This is a genomic window from Bradyrhizobium sp. USDA 4503 (assembly GCF_054055815.1).
On sequence record NZ_JBSRXS010000001.1, the window covers coordinates 1,016,317 to 1,040,785 of the forward strand.

A 24,469-nucleotide genomic window follows, 5' to 3' on the forward strand; every position below is an offset into this window, starting at 1 on the left:
CGTTATTGCCGGAAGCGGGTCGCCCGGATGGCCTCAGCGCAAAGGCAGGATGAAGTCAGTGCCTTCGCCGGTCTCGCCCTGGTTCACACCGAGGTCGGAGACGATGATCGATCCGCCGGTGCCGAGCGCTTCGCTGATCCGCGCCATCACGTCGGCCGGAATCGAGATGCGGTCGAGCGCCTCGGCCGGACTGTTGGTCACCGGCTGCGGCTTGGCCTCGGCCACCGCTGCGGCCGCGACCTTGCGGCGATGCGAGGTACGCTCTTCGACGTCGATGCGGGCGACGTTGCGGGTCGGCAGCGTCACCACCGACCAGCGCAGCAGGTTCGTATCGGTCTTGTCGGCTTGTGCGGTGAACACATGGGTGCCGAGCGGCCGGTCGCTTGCCGCGATCGTCACCGGCACCTCGAACAGAGGTGCAAAATTCTGCCGCACGTAGAGCTTGGAATCCTTGCGGCTGATGAACACCGCAATCTGGCCGGCGCGCTTCGGCACGTCGATCCTGGCGGTGCCCGGCAGCCGCGCCGGATCCTTCTTGGCGTCGGGCGCATCGGCTGCAGTCGCTGCCTCGGCGGGCTTGTCAGCGGCCTTCGAGGCATCGGCCTTCGGTGCGTCGGTCTTCGGTGCATCGATCTTGGGCGCCTCGGCAACACCAGGCTTGGCGGCGTCCGCCTTCGGCTCGTCGGCCTTGGCTTCCGCCTTCGCCGGATCGCTTGCGGAGACCTCGCTCTTTGGCGTGTCGGTGCTGGCGGTGGTTTCGCCGACCGTCTTGTCATCTGTGGTCGCGTTGCTGTCGTGGCCGGCGGAATTGGTCTCGGCCGGCTTGTCGGCGGCGGCCGTCTCGGGCTTCACGGTCTCGGACTTGTCGGCTGCGATCTTCTCCGCGATGGCGTCGCGCGCCGTGGAAGAGGATGCATCGGACATTGTCACTGACGCACTCGCTGCCGGCATCGCGCTGCTGGCGTCGGCGGTGTGGGTGTTGTCGCGCAGCGACGCGGCGGCATGGCCGACGCTGCTGCGCAAATCGAGACTGGACTGCTTGTCGGCGCCCTTGTCGCTCTTCACGCCGAGCGGCGCATCCATCTTCAGAATGTCGTCGGCAACCGGCTGCTGCGGCGCCACCTTCTGCGTGACCAGCAGCGGGTGCGAGAAACTTTCCGGCGAGATCGTGCCCGGCGTGACGAAGACGCGGGCGCCCATCCGCGTCCAATTGTACATCTTGACCGCGAACGACATCGGCATGCGGATGCAGCCGTGGGACGCCGGATAGCCGGGCAGCACGCCGGCATGCATGGCGATGCCCGACCAGGTGATGCGCTGCATATACGGCATCGGCGCGCCGCTGTAGATGTTGGACTGATGGTACTTCTGCTTCTGGATGACGCTGAAGACACCCAAGGGGGTCGAATGCCCCTTCATGCCAGTCGACACCGGGCTCTCGGCATAGAGGCCGTTGGCGTCGTAGAGGCTGACCCGCTGCTGGTCGATCGAGACCGAGATGATCAGGGGACCTTGCGGCTTGCTGCTGGCCTCCTTCTCGATCGCCGGATTCTTCTTGGCTGTGTTGCGCTTCGGCTTTTGCCGGTGCGGCTGCGGCATCGGCTCGTAGTCGCCGTAGAAGGCGGAGTCGCGGTTCCAGTAATAGAGCGCTGCATCGGCCTGCGTGGAGGCGGCGACGGTGCCGGCGGTCGTCAGAATTGCCAGCTGCCAGAACCGCTCATTCGCGAAGTCAAAAACCGAAATCCGCCGTCCACCTGCGCGCATATTCCGAATCCCAGTCCAAACTACATGTTGGTTGTCGCAGACGCACAAAGCGTTCACCAGCGCAAGCGATCTAACCCTTCCGTGAGGGCGGTATTTTCGACGAAAGAGTAACAAAAAAGCCTCACAAGAGGTTAAAGCGCCGCGTTCGATCACCGAACTGTCAGCGCCTTCCTGTGCGGCGTTTGCGCACTACATAGGCGGGACCCACCCCGCGGAGACCTCAATGACATCGAGAACTGTGAGCTTGTGTGACCTGCGACGGTTGTCTCGATGGGGATGCGCGGTGCTGCTGATGTTGCTGGCTTTGGGGCAGGCGGGTCCTGCGGTCGCGGCCGACGAGCCGGACCTGATCTTTCGCCGCTCCACCGTGTTCAAATGGGTGAGCCCCAACGACAAGCTCGCGACCTATGGCGTCGACGATCCCGAGGTCGAGGGCGTCGCCTGTCACTTCACGGTGCCGGAGAGGGGCGGCTTCAAGGGCTGGCTTGGCCTTGCCGAGGAAGTCTCCGATATCTCGCTGGCTTGCCGGCAGATCGGGCCGATCCGCTTCAAGACCAAGCTCGGGCAGGGCGATGACATGTTCAGCAAGCGCCGGTCGCTGTTCTTCAAGAAGATGCAGATCGTGCGCGGCTGCGACGCCAAGCGCAATGTGCTGGTCTACATGGTCTATTCGGACCGCCTGATCGAGGGCTCGCCAAAGAACTCGACGTCGTCGGTGCCGATCATGCCGTGGGGCGCGGCCGATGCTGCCGTGCAGAAGTGCGGCGAGTTCATTCAATAGCTGGAGCAGGGGCTTGGCCCAGGCGGCTGAGGCGGTGGGCGAGCTAGCGCTCGGTTTGCCCGAACTGCTTCGCGCTGATGCCAAGGCCCGGTTTGACCTTCGAGTCGCGGCAGCCGACGAGGCGGACCAGCTTCTGCGGCGCGCACTCATTGTCGCCCATCACGTAGGCGCCTTGCTGCGGCATCGCGGCCGTCATCTGCTGCTGGCCGGATTTGCTCGCCGCGGATTCATTGCCAACACCGATGTTGCCATTGCCCACGACTGACATCCTTCGTTGGATCGGGAGGGATTACGACAACGTGCCACCGCGAAGATGGTTGCACGGCGCCCAGACATGAGTCGACGAAACCGCCGCCCGGTTCACCGCCGCCCTTGCTGTGCTGCTTCTCCTCTCAGCAAAGGAAAGTTAACAAAGCGCGCTAGCTCGTTCAGTTTGCACGCATAATTGGCCGTCGCTCCGGCAGTGGCCGGGGTCCGGCATTGTCGTGCGAAGTTTTCAACAGCCTTTCAGCCACGCTCCTGCCGATGAAATCATTGGTGTTTTCCGCCGAATGTTTCGTGGACCGCTGGTCGACGAAACAATTCGAGTTCCGACGAAACCATTTTCGGCTTGTTCCGCAGAACTCCGGAAACGGCAGATCGTTATCAGACCGTCACATAACGGCGCCGGATGCCGAGCGGAATAACGGAGACTGTCAGATGCGAACCATGAGCCTGATCCTCGCCTTCGCCTTTGTGATGGCCGGTTCGTCGATGGCAGGCTCGCCGGACAGCGGTTTGCCCGGGATTGGCACCTTCTCCTATAACGGCTCGCCGGTGGTCACCCCGGTCCCGATGGTGCTGGCGCAGGCCAACTGAGCGCAACGCAAAAAACAGAACTGCCGGTTAAAGGCTCTCCCAATGGTGCTCCGTATCTGTTCCGCCGCGATGTTGGCATCGCTTGTCCTGATGGGGCCCTTGGCGGGCGCCGCGCAGGCCCAATCCCAGCTCCCCCTCGAATCGATGCAGATCCGCTCGCTGTACCGGGTGCCTGAACCGCGCGACGAGTTCGTGCGGCAATGCGCGCCGCATATGCTCGGCCGCTGGGCGCATCCCGAGGCCGTGTGCGGCTGCCTGCACGACCACGCCGCCGCGACCGTGGACGATCCCGACCTGCGCCAGGCGCTGCTGCGCGGCATCAGCGAGACCGGCGTGCCGACCATCGAGACCGATTGGGTACCGCCGTCCAAGCAGGGTGAGATCGGCCCGACCTTCACCAAGATCGCCAAGCCGACCCTGCAATGCATGTTCGAGCCGGTCTCGAACTGAGCCGCGCATCAAAGCAATGAGGACCGCAGCGCCTCGCGACAGCGGGGCGTTTTACTTTTTGGCGAGGCGGGGCACGCAGCTGCTGGTCCGCACCACGCCGTTCTGGCTCAGCCTGGAGCCGACGACCTGCTTGATCTGCCCGGCCGGGCACGAGCCGTCATCGACAAGGACGCGCTGGCCGACCCGCAGATCGACGATGTCGCCCTCGCGCATGTAGGACTGCTCTGCTGCGGCGGATTGAGTCATCGCGCCAAGAGCTGCGACGCTGACCAGCGCGACGAATCCCAAGCGCAGCATCGCAGCCTCCTTCACTTGTTCTGGATCTTGAGCCCGTCGGGGCCGACATTGATCTGAAGGCCTTCGGGCTGCTTGTTCGCCTGATAAAGATTGTAGCCGAGCATGCCTGCGATCACGACCAGCGCGGCGATCACGAGATACAGGACGTTGCGATTTGGCATCCGGTATCTCCGTAAGCGGACACTGACTGAACGCGGGCGACCTTAGTCAGGTGACTGCGATTCTCCTAGAGCGCTGCGGCTTGGCGGATGGCTTGACCGATGTCTTGCGCGTCGCGCGCAGCGCGGCGAGCGTTGTCTTCGCCAATCGTTCCGCCGATGCAACGAGTTGCGGAACCGGATGGCCGGAAAATCCCAGCACGAAGCCGGGCAGAGGCGGCGCGCGATGATAGGTCTCGGCGAGCAGCCAGCCGCCGACGCCGGCATTAGCCTTTGCCTGCGCGGCAATCAGCGGATCGGTCGAGGGATCGAGCCGCGCCACGAGGTGCAGGCCCTGCGAGGGCACGGGAACCGTGAGCTCGCCTTCGGATGCGCTCACAAGCGTCGACGCCAGGATGTCGCGCGCCTCGCGATAGAGTTTGCGCGATTTGCGTAAGTTGGCCGCGAAGGCGCCGGAGTTCAGCATGTCGGCGACCGCGCCTTCCATCAACGTGGCGGGAAAGCGGTCGAGCGCGGCGCGCGCCGCCGTCACCGGGCCGATCAAGGCTTCGGGCAGGGCGCAATAGCCGATCCGCAATCCGGGAAACAGCGTCTTCGCGAACGTGCCCATGTAGATCACGCGGCGCAGATGATCGATGCCGGCCAGCGACAACAGCGGCGCGCCGTCGTAGCGGAACTCGCTGTCGTAGTCGTCCTCGAACACGAAGGCGCCGGCATCCCGTGCCCAGTCGAGCAGCTCGAGCCGGCGCGGCATCGACATCTGCACGCCGAGCGGAAACTGGTGCGAGGGCGTGACATAGGCAGCGCGCGCTTGCGGCGCGGACGCGCGCCCCTTGTCGATGCGCATGCCCGACATGTCGACCGGCACCGACACCGGACGATAGCCGCAATGCTCGATCGCGCGCCGCGCCGCCGGATAGCCAGGGTCTTCGCACCAGACCTGGTCGCCGGGCTTGAGGATCGCCCCGAGCACGATGCGCAGGGCATGCAGCGTGCCGGACGCCAGCATGATTTGGTCGGGGTCGCAGCGCAGCCCGCGCGCCGACAGCAGATGGTCCGATATCGCCGCGCGCAGCTCGCTGCTGCCGCGGGGATCACCGTAATGCAGATGCTCGGACCCGAAGGCGCGCAGCCTGCGGCCGGCGAAGGCGCGGAAGCGCTGCAGCGCGCGCTCGTCGATATGGGTGCAGCCGAGCGACAGCGCGTTGTGCTGCGGCGGTTCGATCGCGATCCTTGCACGGCGCGGCGCGGCGGCCTGCGCCGGAATGCGCGCCGCGACGAAGGTTCCGGCGCCCGTTGTTGCCACCGCAAAGCCGTCGGCGATCAGCCGCTCATAGGCCGTAGTGACCGCGTTGCGGCGGAAGCCGGTCTGCTTGGCGAGCGCGCGCGACGGCGGCAGCGGCTCGCCCGGCTTGACGAGGCCGCCGACGATCGCGTGGCACAGCGCCTGATAGAGCCGCTGCTGCGAGGCCGCGCCGGGGGTGACGTGCGGGCCGGCGAGATCGAGCGGCAGCTCGGCCTTGCGCGCCGCGGGCTCCCGAGAATTGGTCGGAATTTTTCGCATGGAATTGGCACTATCGCAGACCAAATGAGCCGCTACAACTCTGGACAGATTCCAGATTTCGAAAGGCTCACCGTGACCGAAGGCGCATCCGCTCCGTCCTATCCCATGTCGTCCCGCAGCCGCGTGAAGCGCCGCCACGACCGCGGCTTCTACGACCACGCCACCGTGCACAAGATCCTCGACGCCTCGATGCTGTGCCACGTCTCCTACGTGATCGACGGCCAGCCCTATTGCACGCCGACCTTCTTCTGGCGCGAGGGCACCAGGCTCTACTGGCACGGCTCGAGCGCGAGCCGGATGCTGGAGAACCAGTCCGAAGGGCAACGCGTGTGCCTGACGGTCGCCCATCTCGACAGCCTGGTGCTGGCGCGCTGCGGCTTCAACCACTCGGCCGACTATCGCGCGGTGATGGCGTTCGGGTCGGCCTATCTCGTCACCGACCCCGCAGAGAAGGAACGCGCGATCGTCGCGATGGTCGACCGCTTCTTTCCCGAGCGCACCGCGAGCCTGCGTGCCAGCAACAAGCAGGAGATCAAGGCGACCTCGTTCATCGCGATGGAGATCGAGGAGGCCTCGGCAAAAATTCGCGCCAAGGGCGTCGCCGACGATGACGAGGATTACGAGTTGCCGATCTATGCCGAGCGCATTCCGGTGCGCACCGTGCTCGGCGCGCCGGAGCCGTGTCCGCGGCTGCTCGACGGCGTGACGCGGCCGAAGACGCTCGATGGTTATTCGGAGGGCCGGCTGCTCGAAGATGCATTGCGGGATGCCTATTTTGCGCAATACAAGGCGGAGTGAAATCGGGCTACGCTGCGGCTCCCGCCTGATCTGTTTTCCCGATGGAGCCAAAGCATGACTGCCGAGACGCAACAACGAATCCTTGCCGCTGTTGATGAGGGATTCGATGCGCAGCTTGCGACGACGCAGGCCTTTGTCGCGATCCCCTCGACCCGCGGCGCCGAGGGGCCGTGCCAGGACATGATCGGCGATCTCCTGCGCGAGCGCGGCTACGAGGTCGACGACTGGCACATCAATCTCGACGAGCTGAAGGATTTGCGCGGCTTCGGCCCGATCGAGCATGATTTCTCGAAGGCACGCACGGTGGTCGGCACCTACCGCCCGGCCAGCAATGCCGGCAAATCGCTGATCCTGCAGGGCCACTGCGACGTGGTGCCGACCGGTCCGCTCGAGATGTGGGAGACGCCGCCGTTCTCGCCCGTCATCAAGGACGGCAGGATGTATGGCCGCGGCGCCTGCGACATGAAGTCCGGCACGATCGCCGCGCTCTACGCGCTGGATGCGATCGGGAAGGCCGGCCTGAAGCCGACGGCGCGGATTCACTTCCAGTCCGTGATCGAGGAGGAGAGCACCGGCGTCGGCGCGCTCTCGACCTTGCAGCGCGGCTATCGCGCCGATGCCTGCTTTATCCCGGAGCCGACCAACGGCACGATGATCCGCTCGCAGGTCGGCGTGATCTGGTTCCGCCTGAAGGTGCGCGGTTTCCCGGTGCATGTGTTCGAGGCCGGCGCGGGCTCGAACGCGATCATGGCGGCGTATCATCTGGTGCATGCGCTGGAGAAGCTCGAGATCGCCTGGAACGAGCGCGCCAAGGCCGACCGCCATTTCAAGGGCGTCAATCACCCGATCAACTTCAATCCGGGCATCATCAAGGGAGGCGACTGGGCCTCCAGCGTGCCGGCCTGGTGCGACGTCGACTGCCGCATCGCGGTCTTGCCGGGCTGGTCGATCGCCGAGTGCCAGAAGGAGATTCTGGCCTGCGTGTCGGCGGCGGCGCGCGATCATCGCTTCCTCTCCAACAATCCGCCGCAGGTCGAATGGTCGGGCTTCCTGTCGGAAGGCTACGAGTTGGTGAACTCCGAGGCACCGGAAGCTGCCTTCGCCAAGGCGCACTCGGTCGTCTATGGCGGCGCTGTGGAAGACCGCGCCTTCACCGCGTTGACCGACACGCGCTTCTACGGTTTGAACCACAACATCCCGAGCCTCTGCTTCGGCGCCACCGGCGCGGCGATGCACGGCTTCAACGAATATGTCGAACTGGAGTCGCTGCGGAAAGCGACCAAGGCGATGGCGCTGTTCATCGCGGAATGGTGCGGCGTAGAGAAGGCGTAGCTTCGTTCTCCCTATGCCATTGCAATCATAGTGTTGTGCGTGATTGCGCAACAAATTCGCTGTCGTCCCGGCGAAGGCCGGGACCCATAACCACAAATCTTGCTTGTTGTGCAGCGCTGCGAGGACGAGTCCCGATCACAACATTAGCCGCGGAGTATGAGTCCCGGCCTGCGCCGGGACGACGCTGGAGGTTTCAGCGCTCCGCCCACAACGCCTTCACGATCGCATCGAGCCCATCGGTCAGCGCGGCGGGGCCGGGCTGCAGGATGATGGGCGACTTGATCTCGACGATGCGGTCGTTGCGCACCGCCGGGATTTCGCTCCAGCCCTCACGCTTGCGGATGCGGTCGGGCACGACCTTCTTGCCGCACCAGGACGCCAGGATCACGTCGGGCATCGCCGCGCGCACCGCGTCAGGCGTGACGATGCGATCCCTGGCCGCCTTGTGAACGCGCAAATGCGGCAGCGCGTCCTCGCCGCCGGCGATCTCGGTCAGTTCGGACACCCAGCCGATGCCGCTGATCAGCGGATCGTCCCATTCCTCGAAATAGACCTTTGGCCGCGGTGCCGGACGCGGCGTTGCCGCGATCGTCGCCAGCCGTTGTTCGAGGTTTTGCGCGAGCCGATCGGCGCGGTCGGCGGCACCGACCATTGCGCCCAGACTGCGGATCATCGCGAGGATGCCGGCGACGTCGCGCTGGTTGAAGACGTGGACGGCGACGCCGGCGCGCACGAGATCGGCGACGATGTCGGCCTGCAGATCGGAGAAGGCGAGCACCAGATCGGGGTCGAGCGCCAGGATCTTTGGCATGTCGGCGGAGATGAACGCCGACACGCGCGGCTTCTCGCGGCGGACCTGCGGTGGCCGCACCGCGTAGCCGGAGACGCCCACGATGCGGTCCTGCTCGCCGAGCAGATAGAGCGTCTCGACCGTCTCTTCGGTCAGGCAGACGATCCGACGGGGAGGGAAGTCGCGCATGGCAGGCGGTATGCAGGCTCCGAGGCACATTGTCACTGATGTCATGACGTCATTCGCGCCATTACCTCAGACGTCATTGCAGGGCCCGCTCTGGCAATCCATCATGCCCGATATCAACCTCGAAGAAGGCCACAAAGCAGGGAGTGCCCATGACGCCGCTCGAAAAGATCCAGTCGATGAAGATGCCGTTTGCGGAACTGAAGGGCGTTACGTTCATCGAGGCCGATCAGGACCGGGTGGTCGCGAAAATGGTGGTGCGGCCGGACCTCTGCACCCTCCGCAACACGATCCATGGCGGCGCGGTGATGGCCCTTGCGGACTCGGTCGGCGCCGCCGCGACCGTGATCAACCTGCCTGGGGACGCCAAGGGCACCACGACGCTGGAGAGCAAGACCAACTTCATCGGCGGCGCCAAGGAGGGGACGACCGTGATTGCGACCGCAACACCGGTTCACCGCGGGCGCCGGACCCAGGTGTGGCAGACCAGGCTGGAGACCGAAGACGGCAAGCTGGTCGCGGTGGTGACCCAGACACAGCTGGTACTATGATGGGGCGATAATGTGATTTACCAATCACCACATGCCTTAATCGAATGAATCCCGGCGCTTGAATTTTATGGTGCGTCGCACAATATAGGGGTTGCTAGGGACTCGACGCCTCCTCGAGGGCTACCAAGAGGAGTTATGAAATGAACTATGATTCCATTCGTTCGACGGCCGCCAAGGGCACCGTGCGGACGTTGAGCCAGCAGGAAGAGCTTCCGCTGCTGCGCGATCACCTGCTGCGGCTGGATCGCACCAGCCGTCATGATCGTTTTCATGGCTTCATCGACGACAGTTTCATCCGCCGCTACGCCGAGCGCTGCGCCAATGACGGCACGGTCATCATCGCCTATTTCGAGGACGGCGTGGTCCGCGGCGCGGCCGAGTTGCATCCGCCGGAGCAGTCACCGGATGCCCAGCCCGAGATCGCTTTCAGCGTCGAGCGGTCGGCGCGGCGGAAGGGCGTCGGCAGCACCCTGTTCCGCAAGCTGATCGCCGAGGCGCACGCCAAGGGCCACGGCAGCCTGCGCATCACCACTGGCGCACAGAACGATGCGATGCGGGCGCTCGCCACCAAGTTCGGTGCCCAGCTGACCTTCCGTCATGGCGAGTCGACCGGCAGCATCGACCTGAGCGAGCAGCAGCAGCCCGAAGCGGCGCCGGCTGTCACCGCGGTGACGCCGGTCGAGGCTGCGCACGCGATCGTCGAAATGAACCGCGCGTATTGGCGCATGGTGATGCAGATCTCCGGCTGGGGCCGGGCGGCCTGAATCGGCAGCGTTTCCAAGCGAAGTGGATACCGGTTCGCGTGAAGGACACGCGTCCAGCAAGAATCTCGGATCAAACGAAAAAGGGCAATCCACTCAATGGATTGCCCTCTTTCTTTCAGCAATTGGATGGTGCGTCTCAGGTGCCGGTGCGCTTGTCGGTCGCAAAGCGGCGGACCACGCGGCGCTCAACCACGACGGAGCGCTGAGCGCCCTGTTCGCCGGCGATGACACGGGTTGCCGTGCCGGTGCGGGCACTGACGCGCGCGGTCTTCTTCACCTCGGCGAGCACGTCGTCATAGGGCAGCCCCATGAGGGCCGACGCGATCTCGGCCTGGGCCTCCACGTCATCGGTGATGCCGATGGCAGCGAAGATTGCTTCTTCCAGCGTCGGCGGATCATGCCGCACGCGCCGGGTGCCATACTTGGTGTTCCAGTCTCCGCTCATCGCCGCCTCATCATTGAATCGCGAGAGATACGTAAGGTCCCCAATGTTGCATTGCAATATGAATGTGAGATGGCAATCCAGCCATGCAGCTAGAGTCTCTCAATCTTGTGAGCGTCATAAAGTTCGATGGTGGTCGCCGCGGCCGCGAGAGATTGCAGCGAGCGGACGAAATCGCGTGACGCAGGGACCGCGAAATGCGCCGCCAGCGCGGCGCGGTCGGCCCATTGCTCGAAGAACACCAGTCTGAGCGAATTCTCGCAGTCGACATGGACCGCGTGGGAGATACAGCCGGGCTCGGTGCGCGAGCGATGAACATGTTCAAGGCTCAGCCGCCGCACCTCGTCGAACGAGTCGGGGCGGGCGGTGACGCTGCCGGTGACGACGATCATGATTTCCCCCTCCAATGCGCGATGAAGCCAAGTCATCATCGCACTTTAGGTTCTTGTTTGAGCATGATCTTTTCGGAAAACCGCTTCGCACTTTTCCGGATCATGCTCTACGGGATGGCTTCTGCCCCGGATGCACTCATCTGTTGCTGCGGCCAGCGCTTCAGCGCGGCGCGACCGGCATCGGTCAGCACATAGATGCCGCGCTCGGCGCGATCGAACCAGCCATAGACATTATGCAGCAGGATCTTGCCGGCGTCGGGAATATCCGCGCGGAGGTCGCGCACCCGCCGCGGCCCATCCGAAAGCGCACAGGCGCAGGCCAGCGCCTGCTGCCGGTAGGCGGTCATGATCGGCGCCCGCGTCGATCCGCCCATTGCGGGATCGCCCTTGCGCTTCTGGTGCTCGGTGATCAGCCGTGAACGTTTCTTCGGATTGCGGCGGGGCGCCGCGGTCGGCGGCGGCACCAGCACCTCGACGTCGCCGCGGTCGGTGACACCGAGCATGCCGAAGCCGAGCCGCCGGCACAGATTACGATAGCGCGCGTCGCTCTCGCGGCCCTTGCCGCGGGCCGACACCTTGGCCGCGATCCACACCTCGTCAGCGGCGCCGGCGCGATCGACCGCCTGCAAGATCAGTTCGAGATTGAAGGCGAGCTTGAGTTCACCGACCACGACGACCGGTGGATCATCGCCGCTCAGCGCCACGAGGTCGCAGCCGCCGATCTCGCCCTTCACCGTGAAGCCGAGCTTTTCCAGGAAGCGTTTGACGGGCAGATAAAGCGCGGTTTCCAACAGGCAGGCTCCTGCGGCATCGGCCGCGACTCGGTGCGCCAGCATAGCGCGGAATTGCGCCCGCCGATGCGATTGGAATTTGCCCAAGACACGGCCGAGCGGCTATTGTCGGAACCGGGACCAGGCGCAGCTCATGATCCGAAACGGGCTCGATCACATCACCGTCGAATTTCTCGACGGCGTCTCTGGCAGCAACCAGGGCGTCATGGTGCTGCGCGACGGACAGATGCGCGGCGGCGACTCGTTTTTCTTTGCCTACGGCAGCTACACCGCAGCCGATGGCAAGTGGAAGGGCGAGGTCACCAACGAGGAGCATTCGCCGACCTATGGCGAGCGCCCGGTGTGGGAACGCAAGGTGGTCACGATCGGATTTACCGGCACCTACACCGACCAGACAGCCGAAGGTGACGGCATGCCGCTCGCCGGCAAGCAGAGCATCCGCTTCCGGTCGAAGCTGCGGCTGCTGGTTGCGGACTGAACTGCCGATGCTAGTCGCGCTCGCGGCCTCAGCTGATCAGGCGATCATATTCTGCGTGCGAGCCGATCCAGAACCAGAGGTATCCTCGTTTGTTTCGACGGCAAGCGCGCGATAGCGCAAGCCAGCCCGAACGGACCAAAATCGCCCGATCTTCTTGAATTGTAGAGATGGATGACGTGAATTGCGCTTCAACAGCGCAAAGTTCGCGTCGGCGAGCTCACGGATTGGAACGGGTAGTTATTCGTAGGCAGTCCAAAATTTGGGGGAGGCCGAGTGCTTCACAAGTCGCGCGACTGTCCGGCGCGATAAGCTGCCAAGGCCTCGTCCGCCAAGGCGTCGAGTTTCCCGGCCTTTGCGTCCCGTTCGATCGCTGCATCGAAACGCTCGGCATCGAACGTTTCAAACCAGGCGCGAAAGCGGGCCAGCTCACGAGGAGGCAGCCGTTCGACGGCCTTTTCGATGTCTTCTGCAGTAGTCATCACGAGCATATGGCATCGGCCAGATCGACCCGAAAGGCATCCGGGAGAGGGAGCGCATCTAAACCCGCCCGTTCACCGGCAGCAGCGCGCCGGTGACGGCGCTCGCGGCATCGCTGGCGAGGAACAGGATCACCTGGGCGAGCTCTTTCGGCGTCACCCATTTGGAGATGTCGGCCTGCGGCATCGCAGCGCGATTGGCGGCGGTGTCGATGATCGAGGGCAACACCGCGTTGACCGTGACCTTGCCCTTCAGTTCCGCAGCGAGCGACTCGGTAAGGCGGTGCACGCCGGCCTTCGAGGCGGCATAGGGGACCCATGCCGGAGGCCGCCTGCAAGGCGCCGAGTGCGCCGATATTGATGATCCGTCCGGCGCCCGATTTGGTGAGATGCGGGATAGCGGCGCGCGAGGTGTTGAGCGCCGTCATCACGTTCATCGCATACATGCGCTGCCAGGTCGCCGGGTCGCCGTCGCCGACCGCCTCGAAGGTAAAGCCGCCGGCGATGTTGATCAGCCCGTCGAGCCGGCCGAAATGCGCGGCCGCTTTGTCGATCGCGGCGGTCGCCTGCGCCGTGTCGGTGAGGTCGACACCGCCCAGCTCCATATGGTCGGCCGTCGCCGCAAGCGTTGACGCGGCATGATCGATGCCGGCGACGCGCGCGCCGCGCGCCAGCGCCTCTGTGGCGACCACTTTGCCAAGCGCGCCAAGGGCGCCCGTGATGACGATGGCTTTTCCGTGCATGGCGGTCTCCGCATTCGCGAGCAAACGAATGCCCACTATGATCAGGCGGAATTCATTTGCAATGCCGCCAATTTCGCCGCCTACTGCGCGCATTCATCAATTCATTCACCTCAAGGATGTTTGCGATGCCGACACCCAGACCGTGCGAAACCCATCCCGATCTCGTCAGGTTCGGACATAAGCTGCCGCACTTCGCGGATGCGCTCCGGCATCAGCGCAAGATCAAGCTGGTGGCGCTCGGATCGTCCTCGACCGCGGGCGCCGACAACATCCTGCCGTTCCCGCCGCGGCTCGAGATGCTGCTGCGGCAACGCTTCTTCGGCCGGATGATCGACGTGATCAATCGCGGGATCGGCGGGCAGGAGGCGCCGGAGGAGTATTCGCGCATCGAGTCCGACGTGACGGCTGAGGCGCCCGTGCTGGTGATCTGGCAGGTCGGCACCAACGCCGTCTACAAGAGCTACAATCCGGCCGAGGTGCGTGCGGCGCTGGAGGCCGGGCTCGACGTGCTCGCTGCGCTTCCGCTTGACGTGGTCGTGATGGATTCCCAGTACACGCAGGCGATCGTCGGCACGGAAGCTGCGCTCAATCTCGCCAACGTGATCATGCCGATGATCGCCGAAGTGACCGCAAGCAAGAAGGTGAATCTGTTCAGCCGCTTCGCGCTGATGAAGCGCTGGACCGATGACGGGATTCCACTCGCCGAGCTCGACGATGGCGGGCAGCTTCATACCAGCGAATGGGCGACCAATTGCGTAACCCAGTCGCTGTTCGGCGCGATCGACGACGCCTTGAAGCCGGAGGCGATCACGTAAGCCCAACGACGTCGGCCCGACTACGTAAGACTACGGGGTAGGGCCTGTTGGGTAAAATTTGCAGCAGTTCTGTAAGTCGTTTGCAGAACCCTTTCCTTAGAAGCGGAACTCCAGCCAAGGTAGGGGTTATGCGAATGGGAAATCTTCCGGATCACGGTTTACCGCTGGTTCAGCTTAAGGAGCAGCGGCGCGATCTCGTGGTGGCGCTGCAAAACCGCAAGGGACCAGTGGGCAGCTGGGAATTGATGCAGATCGCCGCGATCCAGCAGGCGATCTCGGCGTTCGAGGATGTGATTGCCGACCTCGATGCGGAACTCGAGCTCGAGGCCGCAGCGGCCTGAGCTTTTTTGGTTCAGCCGGGTTTTCTTCACGCGAACCGGTGTGCACGTCGCTCGAAAAGTCGGGCGAAAAGTCGGGCGAACTGATCAGGCCTGCAGATAGCGGCCTTCAAGCGCCTTGCGCTCGGCCTGGCCGAGCCCGAGGCCTTCGCGGAAATAACCGTCGAGGCTGCCATAGTCGGCATCGATCGCCTCGAATGCAGCCTCCAGAAATGCCGCGCGCACGGTGCCGAGCACCTGCTTGACGTCGTCAGGCAGCTCGGTGCTGTGGGCCGGGTCGCGTTTGTAGAACCGGTTGGTCAGGAGATAGTCGTCCGCGATCACCTGATCGGATACGCCGAGCGCGTGCAGGATCAGCGCGCAGGCAAAGCCGGTGCGGTCCTTGCCGGCGGTGCAGTGGATCACCAGCGGCGCGCGGTCTTCCAGCAGATGAGCAAACAGCGTGCGGTAACGCGCCGTGTTGTCCTGCACATAGCCCCGGTAGGAGTCCCGCATCACGTCGATCGCATCGGCTTCCGAGAGCTGACGGTTGCTGGCGATCTCGCGCAGCGAAGCCACCACGGTCGGCTCGACGGGAAGCGAATGCACGGTGACGTCGCTCATGCCGCATAGCGCCTCGGCGCGCTCGGCGACGCCGCGAAAATCGAACGCGCTTCTGACCCCGAGCGAGCGCACCACGGCGACGTCCTGCTCGGTAAGATGCGCAAGATGGTTGGAGCGGAAGATCTGGCGCCAGCGCACCGTCCGCCCGTCGCGCGTCTGGTAGCCGCCGAGGTCGCGAAAATTGCTGGCGCCGGCGAGATTGAGATGACGGGCAGGGGCTTCGGACATCGGGCGGGCCTGTTGCAGCTGATGAGGTCTTGGCGCAGGAATAGCGGCGCAGACAGGTCTATAACCGGCCCGTTGGGGGGAGAATATGACTTATCGCGGGGGCGCCATTGTCATCGGCGCAATTCTTTTCGAACTCTTTGGTTCCTCGAACGTGTCGGCGCAGTCCGCCTTCCGGAATTATCGCTGCGCCGACGGCACGCAATTCATTGCCGGGTTCTTCAACGGGGATACGCGCGCGCATCTGCAACTCGACGGCAAGGCGGTGACGCTGAAGAAGCGCCTGTCGCTGACGGGCACGCGCTACAAGGGCGGCGGGGTCACGCTCGAGATCAGCCGGGCCGGGCTTGCCAGGCTCCGGCATGCAAGGCGGCCGGCGACGGCCTGCGAGCTGGCATGAAAAAAGGGCCGAAACGCTCGCGTTCCGACCCTTGTTATTGTTCTGCTGCTGTCTGACGTTTTTGCGTCGCGCCCCTCGATCGCATCGGCATCAGTGATCGCGGCCCGGCTTGGCGTCGTCGATGGCCGCCTGATGGTACCAGCTCTCGCTGCAGGCCGAGGTTTCTACCTCGAGTTCGAGCGCCGTCCGCGTCTCGCCGTAGCGGCGTCCGCCGAGAGCCGCGCGGCCTCCTGCCGGGAATTGATAGATCGTTGCCGATCCCTGGATCGGTCCTTGGTTTTGGCCCGTGGTGATCATGTCAAAGTCTCCTTTGGCCGGAGCGAGCCTCCATGGTGCGCCCGACTCATTCGCGTGTGGTTACCGTGTTTTCGATATCGGCCCGGGCTGGGCGGGGTGCAAGTGAACAAGAAATAGTCATTGTTTGGCTAATTCGTGGGCAGATTCGGGTTTGCTTCCTGTGAGGCAGGATGTAGCTGACCAACGCTTGAGCCGCGACGATGGTTGCGGGGCACCCGATCGTTGGACACGAACTGTCACATGGCGCTGCCGCCGCATTAAGCGGCAGGCGATGCCGTAGCCGAATTTGCTGCAGAAACGGGCGGCCGAGGGCGCTGGGAGAAGATTTTGACTGACCGCGGCGCATGCCAGCCGCGCTGCTATGTCGCAGAAAAAAATGCGATCTCCGCTGTGGACATCCGCGGCCGGGCGAGCACCGCAGTGCAGCGACTGGCATTTTAATTGCTTAGTAAGAGCCGGCCGATGGTGGCCGGGTACGCGTGCGGCGGCCGACTGGCTTTCGGTTCCTCACGGTTTTGCATCATCAACAGAGAGGTTCAATGACCAAGTACAAGCTCGAGTATATCTGGCTCGACGGATATACGCCGACGCCGAGCCTGCGCGGTAAGACGCAGATCAAGGAATTCGCGTCGTTCCCGACCCTCGAACAGCTTCCGCTGTGGGGCTTTGACGGTTCGTCCACCCAGCAGGCTGAAGGCCACAGCTCTGACTGCGTGCTGAAGCCGGTCGCCTGCTATCCCGACGCCGCGCGCGAGAACGGCGTGCTGGTGATGTGCGAAGTCATGATGCCCGACGGCAAGACGCCGCATGTCTCGAACAAGCGCGCCACCGTTCTGGATGACGAAGGCGCCTGGTTCGGCTTCGAGCAGGAATACTTCTTCTACAAGGACGGCCGTCCGCTCGGCTTTCCGGAAGAGGGTTATCCGGCGCCGCAGGGCCCGTACTACACCGGCGTCGGCTACAAGAACGTCGGCAGCGTCGCCCGCAAGATCGTCGAAGAGCATCTCAATCTCTGCCTCGCCGCCGGCATCAACCACGAAGGCATCAACGCCGAAGTGGCGAAGGGCCAGTGGGAATTCCAGATCTTCGGCAAGGGCTCCAAGACCGCCGCTGACCAGATGTGGATGGCCCGCTACCTGATGCTGCGCCTCACCGAGAGCTACGGCATCGATATCGAATTCCATTGCAAGCCGCTCGGCGACACCGACTGGAACGGCTCGGGCATGCACGCCAACTTCTCGACCAAGTACATGCGCGAAGTCGGCGGCAAGGAGTACTTCGAGAGCCTGATGAAGGCCTTCGACAAGAACCTGATGGATCACATCGCCGTCTACGGCCCGGACAACGACAAGCGCCTGACCGGCAAGCACGAGACCGCGCCCTGGAACAAGTTCAGCTACGGCGTGGCTGACCGTGGTGCCTCGATCCGCGTTCCGCACTCCTTCGTCAACAACGGCTACAAGGGCTATCTGGAAGACCGTCGCCCGAACTCGCAAGGCGACCCCTACCAGATCGCTTCGCAGATCCTGAAGACGATCTCCGAAGTGCCGACCGGCGCCAAGGCTGCGGCCTAAGCTGCTATCGGACCCGGATGGAGCCATCCGGTACCGCAATAGGGTCCGCTGGGGCGATTGCCTTGGCGGACCTTTGCATTTTAACGACAGCGTTTGCAGGCGGCTCTCCACCGAAACCGGTTTCGCTGCGTTATGAACCGCGCTAGATAACGGGTGCATCTTGGCTGCCGGGGATGCGGCGCTTGTTTGAGGGGTTTTACAAGGTCCGGTTCGAACTCGGCGGCGCCGTCGGCCGCGGCGTGATGTATGTCGGCGATGGCAAGATGCTGGGCGGCAATTCGGCGTTCGCCCATATCGGCACCTACGAGAAAGCCGGCGACGAGGTCGCAGTCGAGATCCAGACCGTCCGCCATAACCCCGATCCGAACTACCGCGCGATGGCCGGTACCGATGACGCCACGCTGATTGCCAAAGGCCGGCCGGACGGCGACCTCTACCGCTTCAAGGGCGAGCTGAAGGAGTTGCCCGGCGTGCCGTTCCAGTCGGTGATGACGCCGATCACCGAGGGGGACATCCCGCTCGCCGGCGGGGTCGGCGAGGGCGGCGTCATCAACGGGCTCTATTCGATCCACATCCGCGTGCTCGACGGGGTCGACGGCGGCCTCACCGGCGTGATGCTGCTGAACAACGGCCGCATCCTTGGCGGCGACGCTTTCTTCTACTATCTCGGCACCTACACCTCCGAGAAAGGCCGCTGGAAGGGCCAGATCCTCAATCAGGAGCACACTTCGGCGATGGGCGAGAACCCGATCTTTGGCGGCCACGAGGTCGGCATCGGCTTTGCCGGCACCTGCGACGCCGAGGGCGCCGTGCTGGAGGCGACCGCGCTTGCCGGCAAGCGCAGCCTGCGCCTCACGGCCGCGCTCAAGCTGATGCGGCGGGCATAGGCCATATGGGCAATTCGGTTCGCGTTCTTTCGACACTGGCGCTGAAGGGCGCGGTCGCGCGGCTCGCCGCTGCCTATCAGGCGGCGAGCGGCGTTGCGATCGACGCCGATTTCGCCCCGACGCTGGCACTACTCGAACGCCTGCGCGGCGGCGAGGGCTCCGATCTCGTGATCCTGACCCGCCAGGGCCTCGACGAGATGATCGGCGAGGGCCGCGTTGCGCGGGAAAGTGCCGTTGATCTCGCGCGCTCCTATGTCGGCGTCGCGGTGAAGGCGGGGGCGGCTCATCCCGACATCGCGACTGAAGCCGCGCTACGTGCGGCGCTGCTCGGTGCGCGGGCGGTGGCCTATTCGCGGCTCGGCGCCAGCGGCATCCTGTTCGCGCAGCTGATCGAGCGTCTCGGCATTGTGGAGGCGATCAACGCGCGGGCGGTGATCATTCCGATGGGCTTCACCGCGGAAAAGCTCGTCACTGGCGAAGCCGACCTGGCGATCCAGCAGATCAGCGAGTTGAAGCAGATCGATGGCATCGAGGTGGTCGGGCCAATTCCGCTGGGTTTGCAGACGCCGGCGGTGTTCTCCGCCGGCCGTATGACGACGTCGGAGCGCATGGAAGCGGCTGATCGTCTGCTGCGCTATTTGTCGTCAGCCGATGTGGCGCCGGTGCTGCGCGAGACCGGGCTTGAGCCTTGAATTTGCCCGCACAGCGACGCAACCTGCCGCCCATGTTCAGACCTCTCCAAGCTATTGTCGTCGTCGCTGCGCTGGCCGCGCCGGTGCTCGCCCACGCGCAATCCGCCGATCTCGTGCTGTGCGACCGGCTCGCCGCCGATCCCACCGATCCCGACAAGCCGGCCGACGTGAAGGGCGTGCCCGACATCGCGTCGGCCGACATCGCGACCGCGATCAAGTACTGCGCGGTGGCCGCAAGATCGTCGCGCCGCGCGATGTACCAGCTCGGCCGGGCCTATGCCGCCAACCGGCAGACGGCGGAAGCCGCAAGCGCTTGGCGCAAGGCCGCCGACAAGGGCTCGACCTCGGCGATGGTCGAGCTCGGCGTGCTCTACGGCAACGGCACCGGCGTTGCCAAAGACGAGGCGCAGGCCCGCAAATTGTTCGAGCGCGCGGCGCAGGCCGGCAACGCGCGCGGCGTCAGCAATCTCGCCGCGCTCGGCGGCGGCGGCGCGGCAGCTGATCCGGCACGCGCGCGCGAATTGCTCGCCAAATCCGCCGAGACCAATGCCGAAGCGCAGTACCAGCTCGGCATGATGCTGGCCGAAGGCCAGGGCGGCGCGCAGGACGATGTCGGCGCGCGGGCGCTGTTCGAGAAGGCCGCTGCGCAGAACCATCCGGGCGCGCTGGAGCGGATGGGCGCCTTCGCGCAGGCCGGTCGCGGCGGGCCGAAGGACAGCGATGCCGCGAAAGCCTATTACGAGCGGGCGGCGGCGCTCGGCGACGAGGATGCCAAGAAGGCGCTGGAGCGGGCCCGCTGTCCCTATGTCATCAAGGACAAGCGCGGCAATGCCGTGACCAATCTCTGCTTCTAACCGAACTGGAACGCTCTCCGCGGCATGTCGTTGACATGCGAAAGGCATTGGCGAGGCGTTGCGATGATCCGCAAACTAAGTTCCGGCGAGTACCGGCTCTATTCCCGCAAGGTCAATCCGAAGACCGGCAAGCGCCGCAATCTCGGCACCTTCAAGTCGCGCGCGGCGGCGGAGAAGCACGAGCGCGACGTGCAGTATTTCAAGCGCCACTAGTTCGGAGTTGCGCGACTTAAGGCGCTGGGCAGGCCGCGCCGGTCTTCACCCAGGCCTCGACCAGCGCGCCGGCCTGCGCCTGCGTGCCCGGTGCCGGTGCGCGGCCGAAGCCGGGATGCCAGGCCCAGCCCACCAGCGTGTCCTTGCCGATATGCTCGATCAGCTCCTCGACCTTGCGGCCGCCATTGCGCGCCGGGTCGCGGACCTGCGCGCAAATCTCGCCGACGGTCTTGCCGGCCCATGCCATCTCGCGCGGCGCAAGGTGCCATTCCGGGTGTCCCGGCACCCGACCGGGGTCGAAATTGGCGTGCTGGTGACAGATCGAGCAGCGCATGGCGTCCTTGCCGTGGCCGTCCGCACCGCGCGTCACCGGCGGCTGATGCATGCGGCTGATGTCGCCCTGCCGCGGGCTGTCGCCGGCGGGATGGCAATTGGTGCAGCGCGGATGCGTCAACACCTTGCCGAGCTCGGTGAAGATCGCCGCCGAGCGCTGCTCGACATTCTCGATGCCGGCAAAGCTTTCCGGCGAGGCGAGGGCGTGGCTCGCGCTTTCCGACGCCGCGTAGCCTGCGCACAGGCTGGTCGCGAGCGCCGTCAGCACCGCAACGATCCGAAACCGCGTTTGCGATGGCATTGCTCGCGCGCTCACTTGCTGGCGGTCAGATAGCGTTTGGAATCGGCGAGGATCACGTCGCGCACCGCCTGATGATACTTGATGTAGCCGGTGCAGCGGCACAGATGGCCGTCGAGCGCATCCGCAATGACGCTCTCGAGCTGGTCCCGCGCCACCGGCGTCTTCGCCAGCCGTTCGAGCAGCACCTGGCCTTCGTTGAGGAAACCGGCGGTGCAATAGCCGCACTGGAACGCGAAGTGGTCGATGAAGGCGCGCTGCAACGCCGAGAGTTCGCCGTCCCTGGCGTGGCCCTCGACGGTGCGGATCGCCTTGCCGTCGAAATTGGCCGCCGGCACCACGCAGGTCGGGGTGGTGTAGCTCGTGCCGTCGGGATTATCGATGATAACGGCACAGCTCAGGCATTGCGCGGCGCCGCAGCCGAACTTGGTGCCGGTCATCCCGAGCATTTCCCGAAGGAAATCGTTCATCGAGAGGTCGTCGCGGACCTCGATCGGACCGTGCTTCTGGCCGTTGATGGTGAGGTTGAGCGTCGTCACGCCAGCGCTCCCTTGAGCAGGCTTGTTGTCACCGGCAGTGAGCGGAAGCGGTGGCCGGTGGCATCGTTGATGGCGTTGAGCAGCGCCGGCACGATCGGGATCATCACCACCTCGGCCATGCCCTTCGGCGGCTCGTCCGGCGTCAGCGGCGGCAGCATCTCGATCTCGAGATCGTGCAGCGGCAGGTCGGAGCCGCGCGCGATCAGGTACTGGCCGAGATTCCACTGCCCGTTGCCGGGCCCGCCCTCGAACGGCGGCAGGGTTTCCAGCAGGGCGTAGCCGACGCCCATCGCGAACCCGCCATGCGACTGGCCGAGCACCACTTCAGGCACCAGCGCCTGGCCGCATTCGAACACGCTGTAGGCCTTGGCGATGCGCAAGCTGCCGGTCGCGCGCTCGATCTCGACGCGGACCAGCGTGCCGCACATCGAGGTGTAGGCGGTGCCGATCCGGTTGTTGTCGGTCGGTGGAAATTTCACGCTTGTTCGGTCGATCCGCTCGAACTGGCTCCGGCCGCGACGAATAGCGAGCGCGTCGATCTCGGCGCGGTACTGCTCGCCGAACAGCGGGAAGCGGGCGCGCGACCAGGCCCAGCGCGAGAAGCTGTGCGCGATGGCGCCGGTGACGAAGCCGCGCGCATGCGCGGTCGCGGCAAGCTTTGGCAAGGGTAGCGGCGCGAGATCGTCGAGCACCAGCTGGCCATCCTTCCAGTGCGCCTTGTCCCATTGGCGGGTGCGGGGATCGGCCTTGGCGATGTGCCAGAGCTCGAGCGCCGCCGGCCACAGGCCGAAGCGGAAGATGACGCGGGCCGCCTCGGCCGACGAGTGCGTGCCGACATGGGCGCCGATCGACGCGCTGGTTGCCGAACTGATCGCCGGCACCCAGCGCGGGTTCTTCTCGGCGAGATCCTGGGTCTTCTGATCCATCGTGTAGGGATCGCCCGAGGTGACGAGACCGAGCGCGTCGTAGCTGTCGACCCGGGAGACCGCGACCTCGTCGGCGACGGCGCCGAGATGGCTCGCGACCCGGTTGGCGAGCGCGGTGCCGACGCCGTTGCCCATCTCGACGTGGTCGCAGTGGATCGCGATCCGTCCCTCGGGGTCGATCTCGACCCGGCCGAGCGAGCAATCCGCGCCCGAGCCGTAATCCTTGGTGACGCAGGCGACGCCGGTGCCGACCAGGCGTCCCTCCGGCGCCTTCTGCTTGAAGCCAGCGCGCTGTTGCCAGATCGGATGCTTCTCGAGCTTGTCGAGGATGTCTGGCGTGCGCACCGACACGATGTAGGGATTGCCGGTCATGGTCCGGCCGTTCTGCTTCAGCGCATTGTTGCGCCGGAACGCGATCGGATCGACCTTGAGCTCGCTCGCCGCCTCGTCAACCAGGACTTCGAGCGCGGTCATGGTCTGCAGCGTGCCGTAGCCGCGCATCGAGCCTGCGGTGACGCCGCGCGAGTGCAGCGCCACGGTGGTGACGTCGACTTTCGGGATGTCGTAGATGCCGATCGCGGCGGTCGCGGCAACGACCGCGACATTGGCCGAGAAGTTGGCCAGCCCGCCGCCGTCGAGCACATGATCGGCGGCAAATGCCGTGATCCTGCCGCTGGCGCGATCGATGCCGATCCGCGAGCGCATCTTGATCGGGTGGCGTTTGATGCCGCCCTGGAATTGCTGGTAGCGGTCCTGCGCCAGCCGCACCGGCCGGCCCGGGAAGAACATCGCCGCCAGCGCCACGTAAAGCACGAACGGGGTATGGTCGCGGCCGCCGAAGCCGCCGCCGACATGGGCGAACTGCGCGTTGATGTGCGAGGGCCGGAACGGCGGACGAGCCTTGCCGAGCATGAAGGCGATCGACTCGGTCGCCTCATAGGGCGACTGCACGCCGAGCACCAGTTCGAGATTGCCGCTGTTGTCGCTGTACCAGGCGAGCCCGCTCTCCGGTTCCAGGAACATCGGATCGACCGACTGGGTCTCGAACTCGCGGTCGAGCACGAGCTGTGTCGGATCGTCCTTGGCGAGTTGGGCGCGGATCGCTTCGCCATGGGCTGCGGCCTTGGCGTAGTCGGCCTTGGTCTCCTTGGCGAGCGGCAGCCAGACCGGCAGCGCCGCGTTCTGGATGCGGCTCGGCGAAACCCAACCGGCCTGGATCGGCGAATAGACGTCGGGCGCGTCAGGCGAGGCGCCCGCCACGCGCGTGAAGCGATACGCGCCGTAGTTCGGCAGGATGACCGGCCCGGTCTCGTCGCCGAATTTGACGAAGCCGCCGTCGCGCAGCGCGAGGCGCGCCCGGTCGAAGGCGTCGAACTGCTCGAAGATCAACAGCGCGACCGGCTGACCGAGATAGAGCGGCGTCTTGCCGACCGGGCAGAACAGGTCGCCGGTGTAGAATTCCGGGACCCGCGTGCCGATCCGGTCGAGATCGGCAGCGGTCACGATAACCGACGGCTTTGCCGGACCATCGAGACGGGCGAGGTCCATGCCGGCATAGACATGCGTCGCGTCATCGGCGCGGACCAGGATGGCGTGCGCGGTGGTCGCGGGCCAGCCCGGCATGTCGGCGGCGCGGAAGTCGGACGCGTAGAGTTTTGCGCCGGTGACCTTGGCGACGCCGTCGACACGGCCGGCGCCCTTTTCCGCCGGGTTGAAATGGCCGCGGCCGGGTAGCGTCTCGCGGGTCGCGAAAGCCGGTTCCTTCGCCAGCGCCAGATGCGACAGGCTGACCGAGATGCCGCCTGCCGACAACCACTTCACGAAATCGCGTCGCGAAGGCCGCATGGTCTGATCTTTCAT

Annotated in this window: 31 protein-coding genes and 1 pseudogene; 16 read left to right on the forward strand and 16 right to left on the reverse strand. The window is 65.0% G+C overall.

Going from position 1 to position 24,469, the window contains the following annotated elements:
• Window positions 1–33: 33 nt before the first annotated feature.
• Window positions 34–1,764 (reverse strand): L,D-transpeptidase family protein, encoded by a 1,731-nt coding sequence (locus tag ACVMIH_RS04820; protein ID WP_456860889.1) that lies wholly within the window; start codon window positions 1,762–1,764, stop codon window positions 34–36.
• Between the two features lie 223 nt (window positions 1,765–1,987).
• Here ACVMIH_RS04820 and ACVMIH_RS04825 point away from each other — a divergent pair, with 223 nt between their 5' ends.
• The gene (locus tag ACVMIH_RS04825; protein WP_028332339.1) at window positions 1,988–2,545 is read left to right on the forward strand and encodes a CreA family protein; all 558 of its coding nucleotides are present in this window, start codon (window positions 1,988–1,990) and stop codon (window positions 2,543–2,545) included.
• Between the two features lie 43 nt (window positions 2,546–2,588).
• On the opposite strand, the gene ACVMIH_RS04830 is transcribed toward ACVMIH_RS04825, so the two are convergent.
• Complete coding sequence (locus ACVMIH_RS04830; protein WP_076832039.1) at window positions 2,589–2,813, reverse strand: hypothetical protein; 225 nt, start codon at window positions 2,811–2,813, stop codon at window positions 2,589–2,591.
• A gap of 431 nt (window positions 2,814–3,244) precedes the next feature.
• Here ACVMIH_RS04830 and ACVMIH_RS04835 point away from each other — a divergent pair, with 431 nt between their 5' ends.
• Window positions 3,245–3,403: a hypothetical protein gene (locus ACVMIH_RS04835; RefSeq protein WP_310879470.1), complete on the forward strand. Its 159-nt coding sequence runs from the start codon at window positions 3,245–3,247 to the stop codon at window positions 3,401–3,403.
• 42 nt (window positions 3,404–3,445) lie between these two features.
• Window positions 3,446–3,853: a hypothetical protein gene (locus ACVMIH_RS04840; protein WP_018271325.1), complete on the forward strand. Its 408-nt coding sequence runs from the start codon at window positions 3,446–3,448 to the stop codon at window positions 3,851–3,853.
• 51 nt (window positions 3,854–3,904) lie between these two features.
• On the opposite strand, the gene ACVMIH_RS04845 is transcribed toward ACVMIH_RS04840, so the two are convergent.
• Genes ACVMIH_RS04845 through pdxR form a run of 3 tightly spaced genes read right to left on the reverse strand, consistent with a single transcriptional unit; the run spans window position 3,905 to window position 5,872 of the window.
• A complete protein-coding gene (locus tag ACVMIH_RS04845) occupies window positions 3,905–4,150 on the reverse strand; it encodes a DUF6719 family protein (RefSeq protein ID WP_210262764.1) in 246 nt (81 codons plus the stop codon).
• A gap of 11 nt (window positions 4,151–4,161) precedes the next feature.
• Window positions 4,162–4,311 carry a hypothetical protein gene (locus ACVMIH_RS04850; protein WP_167350431.1) on the reverse strand — a complete coding sequence of 50 codons (150 nt, stop codon included), beginning with the start codon at window positions 4,309–4,311 and terminating at the stop codon, window positions 4,162–4,164.
• A gap of 46 nt (window positions 4,312–4,357) precedes the next feature.
• Entirely contained in the window at window positions 4,358–5,872 is a 1,515-nt protein-coding gene (gene pdxR, locus ACVMIH_RS04855; RefSeq protein ID WP_456860891.1) for a MocR-like pyridoxine biosynthesis transcription factor PdxR, read from the reverse strand.
• A 105-nt stretch (window positions 5,873–5,977) separates the two neighbouring features.
• Here pdxR and ACVMIH_RS04860 point away from each other — a divergent pair, with 105 nt between their 5' ends.
• Both ACVMIH_RS04860 and ACVMIH_RS04865 read left to right on the forward strand, forming a co-directional pair.
• A complete protein-coding gene (locus ACVMIH_RS04860) occupies window positions 5,978–6,670 on the forward strand; it encodes a pyridoxamine 5'-phosphate oxidase family protein (protein ID WP_430641972.1) in 693 nt (230 codons plus the stop codon).
• Window positions 6,671–6,724: 54 nt separating this feature from the next.
• Window positions 6,725–8,002 (forward strand): ArgE/DapE family deacylase, encoded by a 1,278-nt coding sequence (locus ACVMIH_RS04865; protein ID WP_456784751.1) that lies wholly within the window; start codon window positions 6,725–6,727, stop codon window positions 8,000–8,002.
• A 193-nt stretch (window positions 8,003–8,195) separates the two neighbouring features.
• Here ACVMIH_RS04865 and ACVMIH_RS04870 read toward each other — a convergent pair whose 3' ends face one another.
• Window positions 8,196–8,981: a cobalamin-binding protein gene (locus tag ACVMIH_RS04870; protein ID WP_057019918.1), complete on the reverse strand. Its 786-nt coding sequence runs from the start codon at window positions 8,979–8,981 to the stop codon at window positions 8,196–8,198.
• 149 nt (window positions 8,982–9,130) lie between these two features.
• Here ACVMIH_RS04870 and ACVMIH_RS04875 point away from each other — a divergent pair, with 149 nt between their 5' ends.
• Both ACVMIH_RS04875 and ACVMIH_RS04880 read left to right on the forward strand, forming a co-directional pair.
• A complete protein-coding gene (locus tag ACVMIH_RS04875; protein ID WP_057019919.1) occupies window positions 9,131–9,529 on the forward strand; it encodes a PaaI family thioesterase in 399 nt (132 codons plus the stop codon).
• A 140-nt stretch (window positions 9,530–9,669) separates the two neighbouring features.
• Window positions 9,670–10,293, forward strand: a complete 624-nt coding sequence (locus ACVMIH_RS04880) for an N-acetyltransferase family protein (protein WP_456860892.1) — start codon at window positions 9,670–9,672, stop codon at window positions 10,291–10,293.
• Window positions 10,294–10,429: 136 nt separating this feature from the next.
• On the opposite strand, the gene ACVMIH_RS04885 is transcribed toward ACVMIH_RS04880, so the two are convergent.
• The 3 genes from ACVMIH_RS04885 to ACVMIH_RS04895 all read right to left on the reverse strand — a co-directional run bounded on the left by ACVMIH_RS04885 (window position 10,430) and on the right by ACVMIH_RS04895 (window position 11,918).
• Window positions 10,430–10,738 (reverse strand): hypothetical protein, encoded by a 309-nt coding sequence (locus ACVMIH_RS04885; protein WP_016843036.1) that lies wholly within the window; start codon window positions 10,736–10,738, stop codon window positions 10,430–10,432.
• An 89-nt stretch (window positions 10,739–10,827) separates the two neighbouring features.
• Entirely contained in the window at window positions 10,828–11,127 is a 300-nt protein-coding gene (locus tag ACVMIH_RS04890) for a putative quinol monooxygenase (protein WP_076832055.1), read from the reverse strand.
• 107 nt (window positions 11,128–11,234) lie between these two features.
• Window positions 11,235–11,918, reverse strand: coding sequence for a DUF2161 domain-containing phosphodiesterase (locus ACVMIH_RS04895; protein ID WP_057020059.1), 684 nt, complete (start codon window positions 11,916–11,918; stop codon window positions 11,235–11,237).
• 133 nt (window positions 11,919–12,051) lie between these two features.
• Between ACVMIH_RS04895 and ACVMIH_RS04900 the strand changes: the two genes are divergently transcribed.
• On the forward strand, window positions 12,052–12,396 hold the full coding sequence (locus ACVMIH_RS04900; protein WP_456856272.1) for a hypothetical protein: 345 nt from the start codon (window positions 12,052–12,054) through the stop codon (window positions 12,394–12,396).
• A 278-nt stretch (window positions 12,397–12,674) separates the two neighbouring features.
• Here ACVMIH_RS04900 and ACVMIH_RS04905 read toward each other — a convergent pair whose 3' ends face one another.
• Entirely contained in the window at window positions 12,675–12,884 is a 210-nt protein-coding gene (locus ACVMIH_RS04905; RefSeq protein ID WP_371852171.1) for a hypothetical protein, read from the reverse strand.
• A 49-nt stretch (window positions 12,885–12,933) separates the two neighbouring features.
• A pseudogene (gene fabG, locus ACVMIH_RS04910) lies at window positions 12,934–13,615 on the reverse strand (3-oxoacyl-ACP reductase FabG).
• Window positions 13,616–13,740: 125 nt separating this feature from the next.
• On the opposite strand from fabG, the gene ACVMIH_RS04915 reads away from it, so the two are divergent.
• Entirely contained in the window at window positions 13,741–14,430 is a 690-nt protein-coding gene (locus ACVMIH_RS04915) for an SGNH/GDSL hydrolase family protein (protein WP_057019924.1), read from the forward strand.
• 134 nt (window positions 14,431–14,564) lie between these two features.
• On the forward strand, window positions 14,565–14,771 hold the full coding sequence (locus ACVMIH_RS04920; RefSeq protein WP_035634033.1) for a hypothetical protein: 207 nt from the start codon (window positions 14,565–14,567) through the stop codon (window positions 14,769–14,771).
• 84 nt (window positions 14,772–14,855) lie between these two features.
• On the opposite strand, the gene ACVMIH_RS04925 is transcribed toward ACVMIH_RS04920, so the two are convergent.
• The gene (locus ACVMIH_RS04925; RefSeq protein WP_076832061.1) at window positions 14,856–15,599 is read right to left on the reverse strand and encodes a tyrosine-protein phosphatase; all 744 of its coding nucleotides are present in this window, start codon (window positions 15,597–15,599) and stop codon (window positions 14,856–14,858) included.
• Window positions 15,600–15,684: 85 nt separating this feature from the next.
• Between ACVMIH_RS04925 and ACVMIH_RS04930 the strand changes: the two genes are divergently transcribed.
• On the forward strand, window positions 15,685–15,996 hold the full coding sequence (locus tag ACVMIH_RS04930; protein ID WP_057019926.1) for an MliC family protein: 312 nt from the start codon (window positions 15,685–15,687) through the stop codon (window positions 15,994–15,996).
• Between the two features lie 90 nt (window positions 15,997–16,086).
• Here ACVMIH_RS04930 and ACVMIH_RS04935 read toward each other — a convergent pair whose 3' ends face one another.
• Window positions 16,087–16,293 (reverse strand): DUF2735 domain-containing protein, encoded by a 207-nt coding sequence (locus tag ACVMIH_RS04935; RefSeq protein ID WP_456860894.1) that lies wholly within the window; start codon window positions 16,291–16,293, stop codon window positions 16,087–16,089.
• A 539-nt stretch (window positions 16,294–16,832) separates the two neighbouring features.
• Between ACVMIH_RS04935 and ACVMIH_RS04940 the strand changes: the two genes are divergently transcribed.
• From ACVMIH_RS04940 to ACVMIH_RS04960, 5 genes are all read left to right on the forward strand, one after another.
• Complete coding sequence (locus tag ACVMIH_RS04940; RefSeq protein WP_024581543.1) at window positions 16,833–17,867, forward strand: glutamine synthetase beta-grasp domain-containing protein; 1,035 nt, start codon at window positions 16,833–16,835, stop codon at window positions 17,865–17,867.
• A gap of 182 nt (window positions 17,868–18,049) precedes the next feature.
• On the forward strand, window positions 18,050–18,754 hold the full coding sequence (locus tag ACVMIH_RS04945; protein WP_057020062.1) for a hypothetical protein: 705 nt from the start codon (window positions 18,050–18,052) through the stop codon (window positions 18,752–18,754).
• Between the two features lie 5 nt (window positions 18,755–18,759).
• Window positions 18,760–19,446, forward strand: a complete 687-nt coding sequence (locus ACVMIH_RS04950; protein ID WP_456860896.1) for a substrate-binding domain-containing protein — start codon at window positions 18,760–18,762, stop codon at window positions 19,444–19,446.
• Between the two features lie 32 nt (window positions 19,447–19,478).
• Entirely contained in the window at window positions 19,479–20,300 is an 822-nt protein-coding gene (locus ACVMIH_RS04955; RefSeq protein ID WP_141340479.1) for a tetratricopeptide repeat protein, read from the forward strand.
• A 63-nt stretch (window positions 20,301–20,363) separates the two neighbouring features.
• On the forward strand, window positions 20,364–20,513 hold the full coding sequence (locus tag ACVMIH_RS04960) for a hypothetical protein (RefSeq protein WP_092086355.1): 150 nt from the start codon (window positions 20,364–20,366) through the stop codon (window positions 20,511–20,513).
• A 16-nt stretch (window positions 20,514–20,529) separates the two neighbouring features.
• Here the strand turns inward: ACVMIH_RS04960 and ACVMIH_RS04965 are convergent, their stop codons facing one another.
• From ACVMIH_RS04965 to ACVMIH_RS04975, 3 genes are read right to left on the reverse strand one after another with little or no spacing between them, the layout of a single operon-like run.
• Window positions 20,530–21,147 (reverse strand): Isoquinoline 1-oxidoreductase subunit, encoded by a 618-nt coding sequence (locus ACVMIH_RS04965; RefSeq protein WP_456860898.1) that lies wholly within the window; start codon window positions 21,145–21,147, stop codon window positions 20,530–20,532.
• An 11-nt stretch (window positions 21,148–21,158) separates the two neighbouring features.
• Window positions 21,159–21,683, reverse strand: coding sequence for a (2Fe-2S)-binding protein (locus ACVMIH_RS04970; protein WP_028332318.1), 525 nt, complete (start codon window positions 21,681–21,683; stop codon window positions 21,159–21,161).
• Complete coding sequence (locus ACVMIH_RS04975) at window positions 21,680–24,454, reverse strand: xanthine dehydrogenase family protein molybdopterin-binding subunit (protein WP_057020063.1); 2,775 nt, start codon at window positions 24,452–24,454, stop codon at window positions 21,680–21,682. Before ACVMIH_RS04975 ends, ACVMIH_RS04970 begins: the two co-directional genes overlap by 4 nt.
• Window positions 24,455–24,469: the final 15 nt, after the last annotated feature.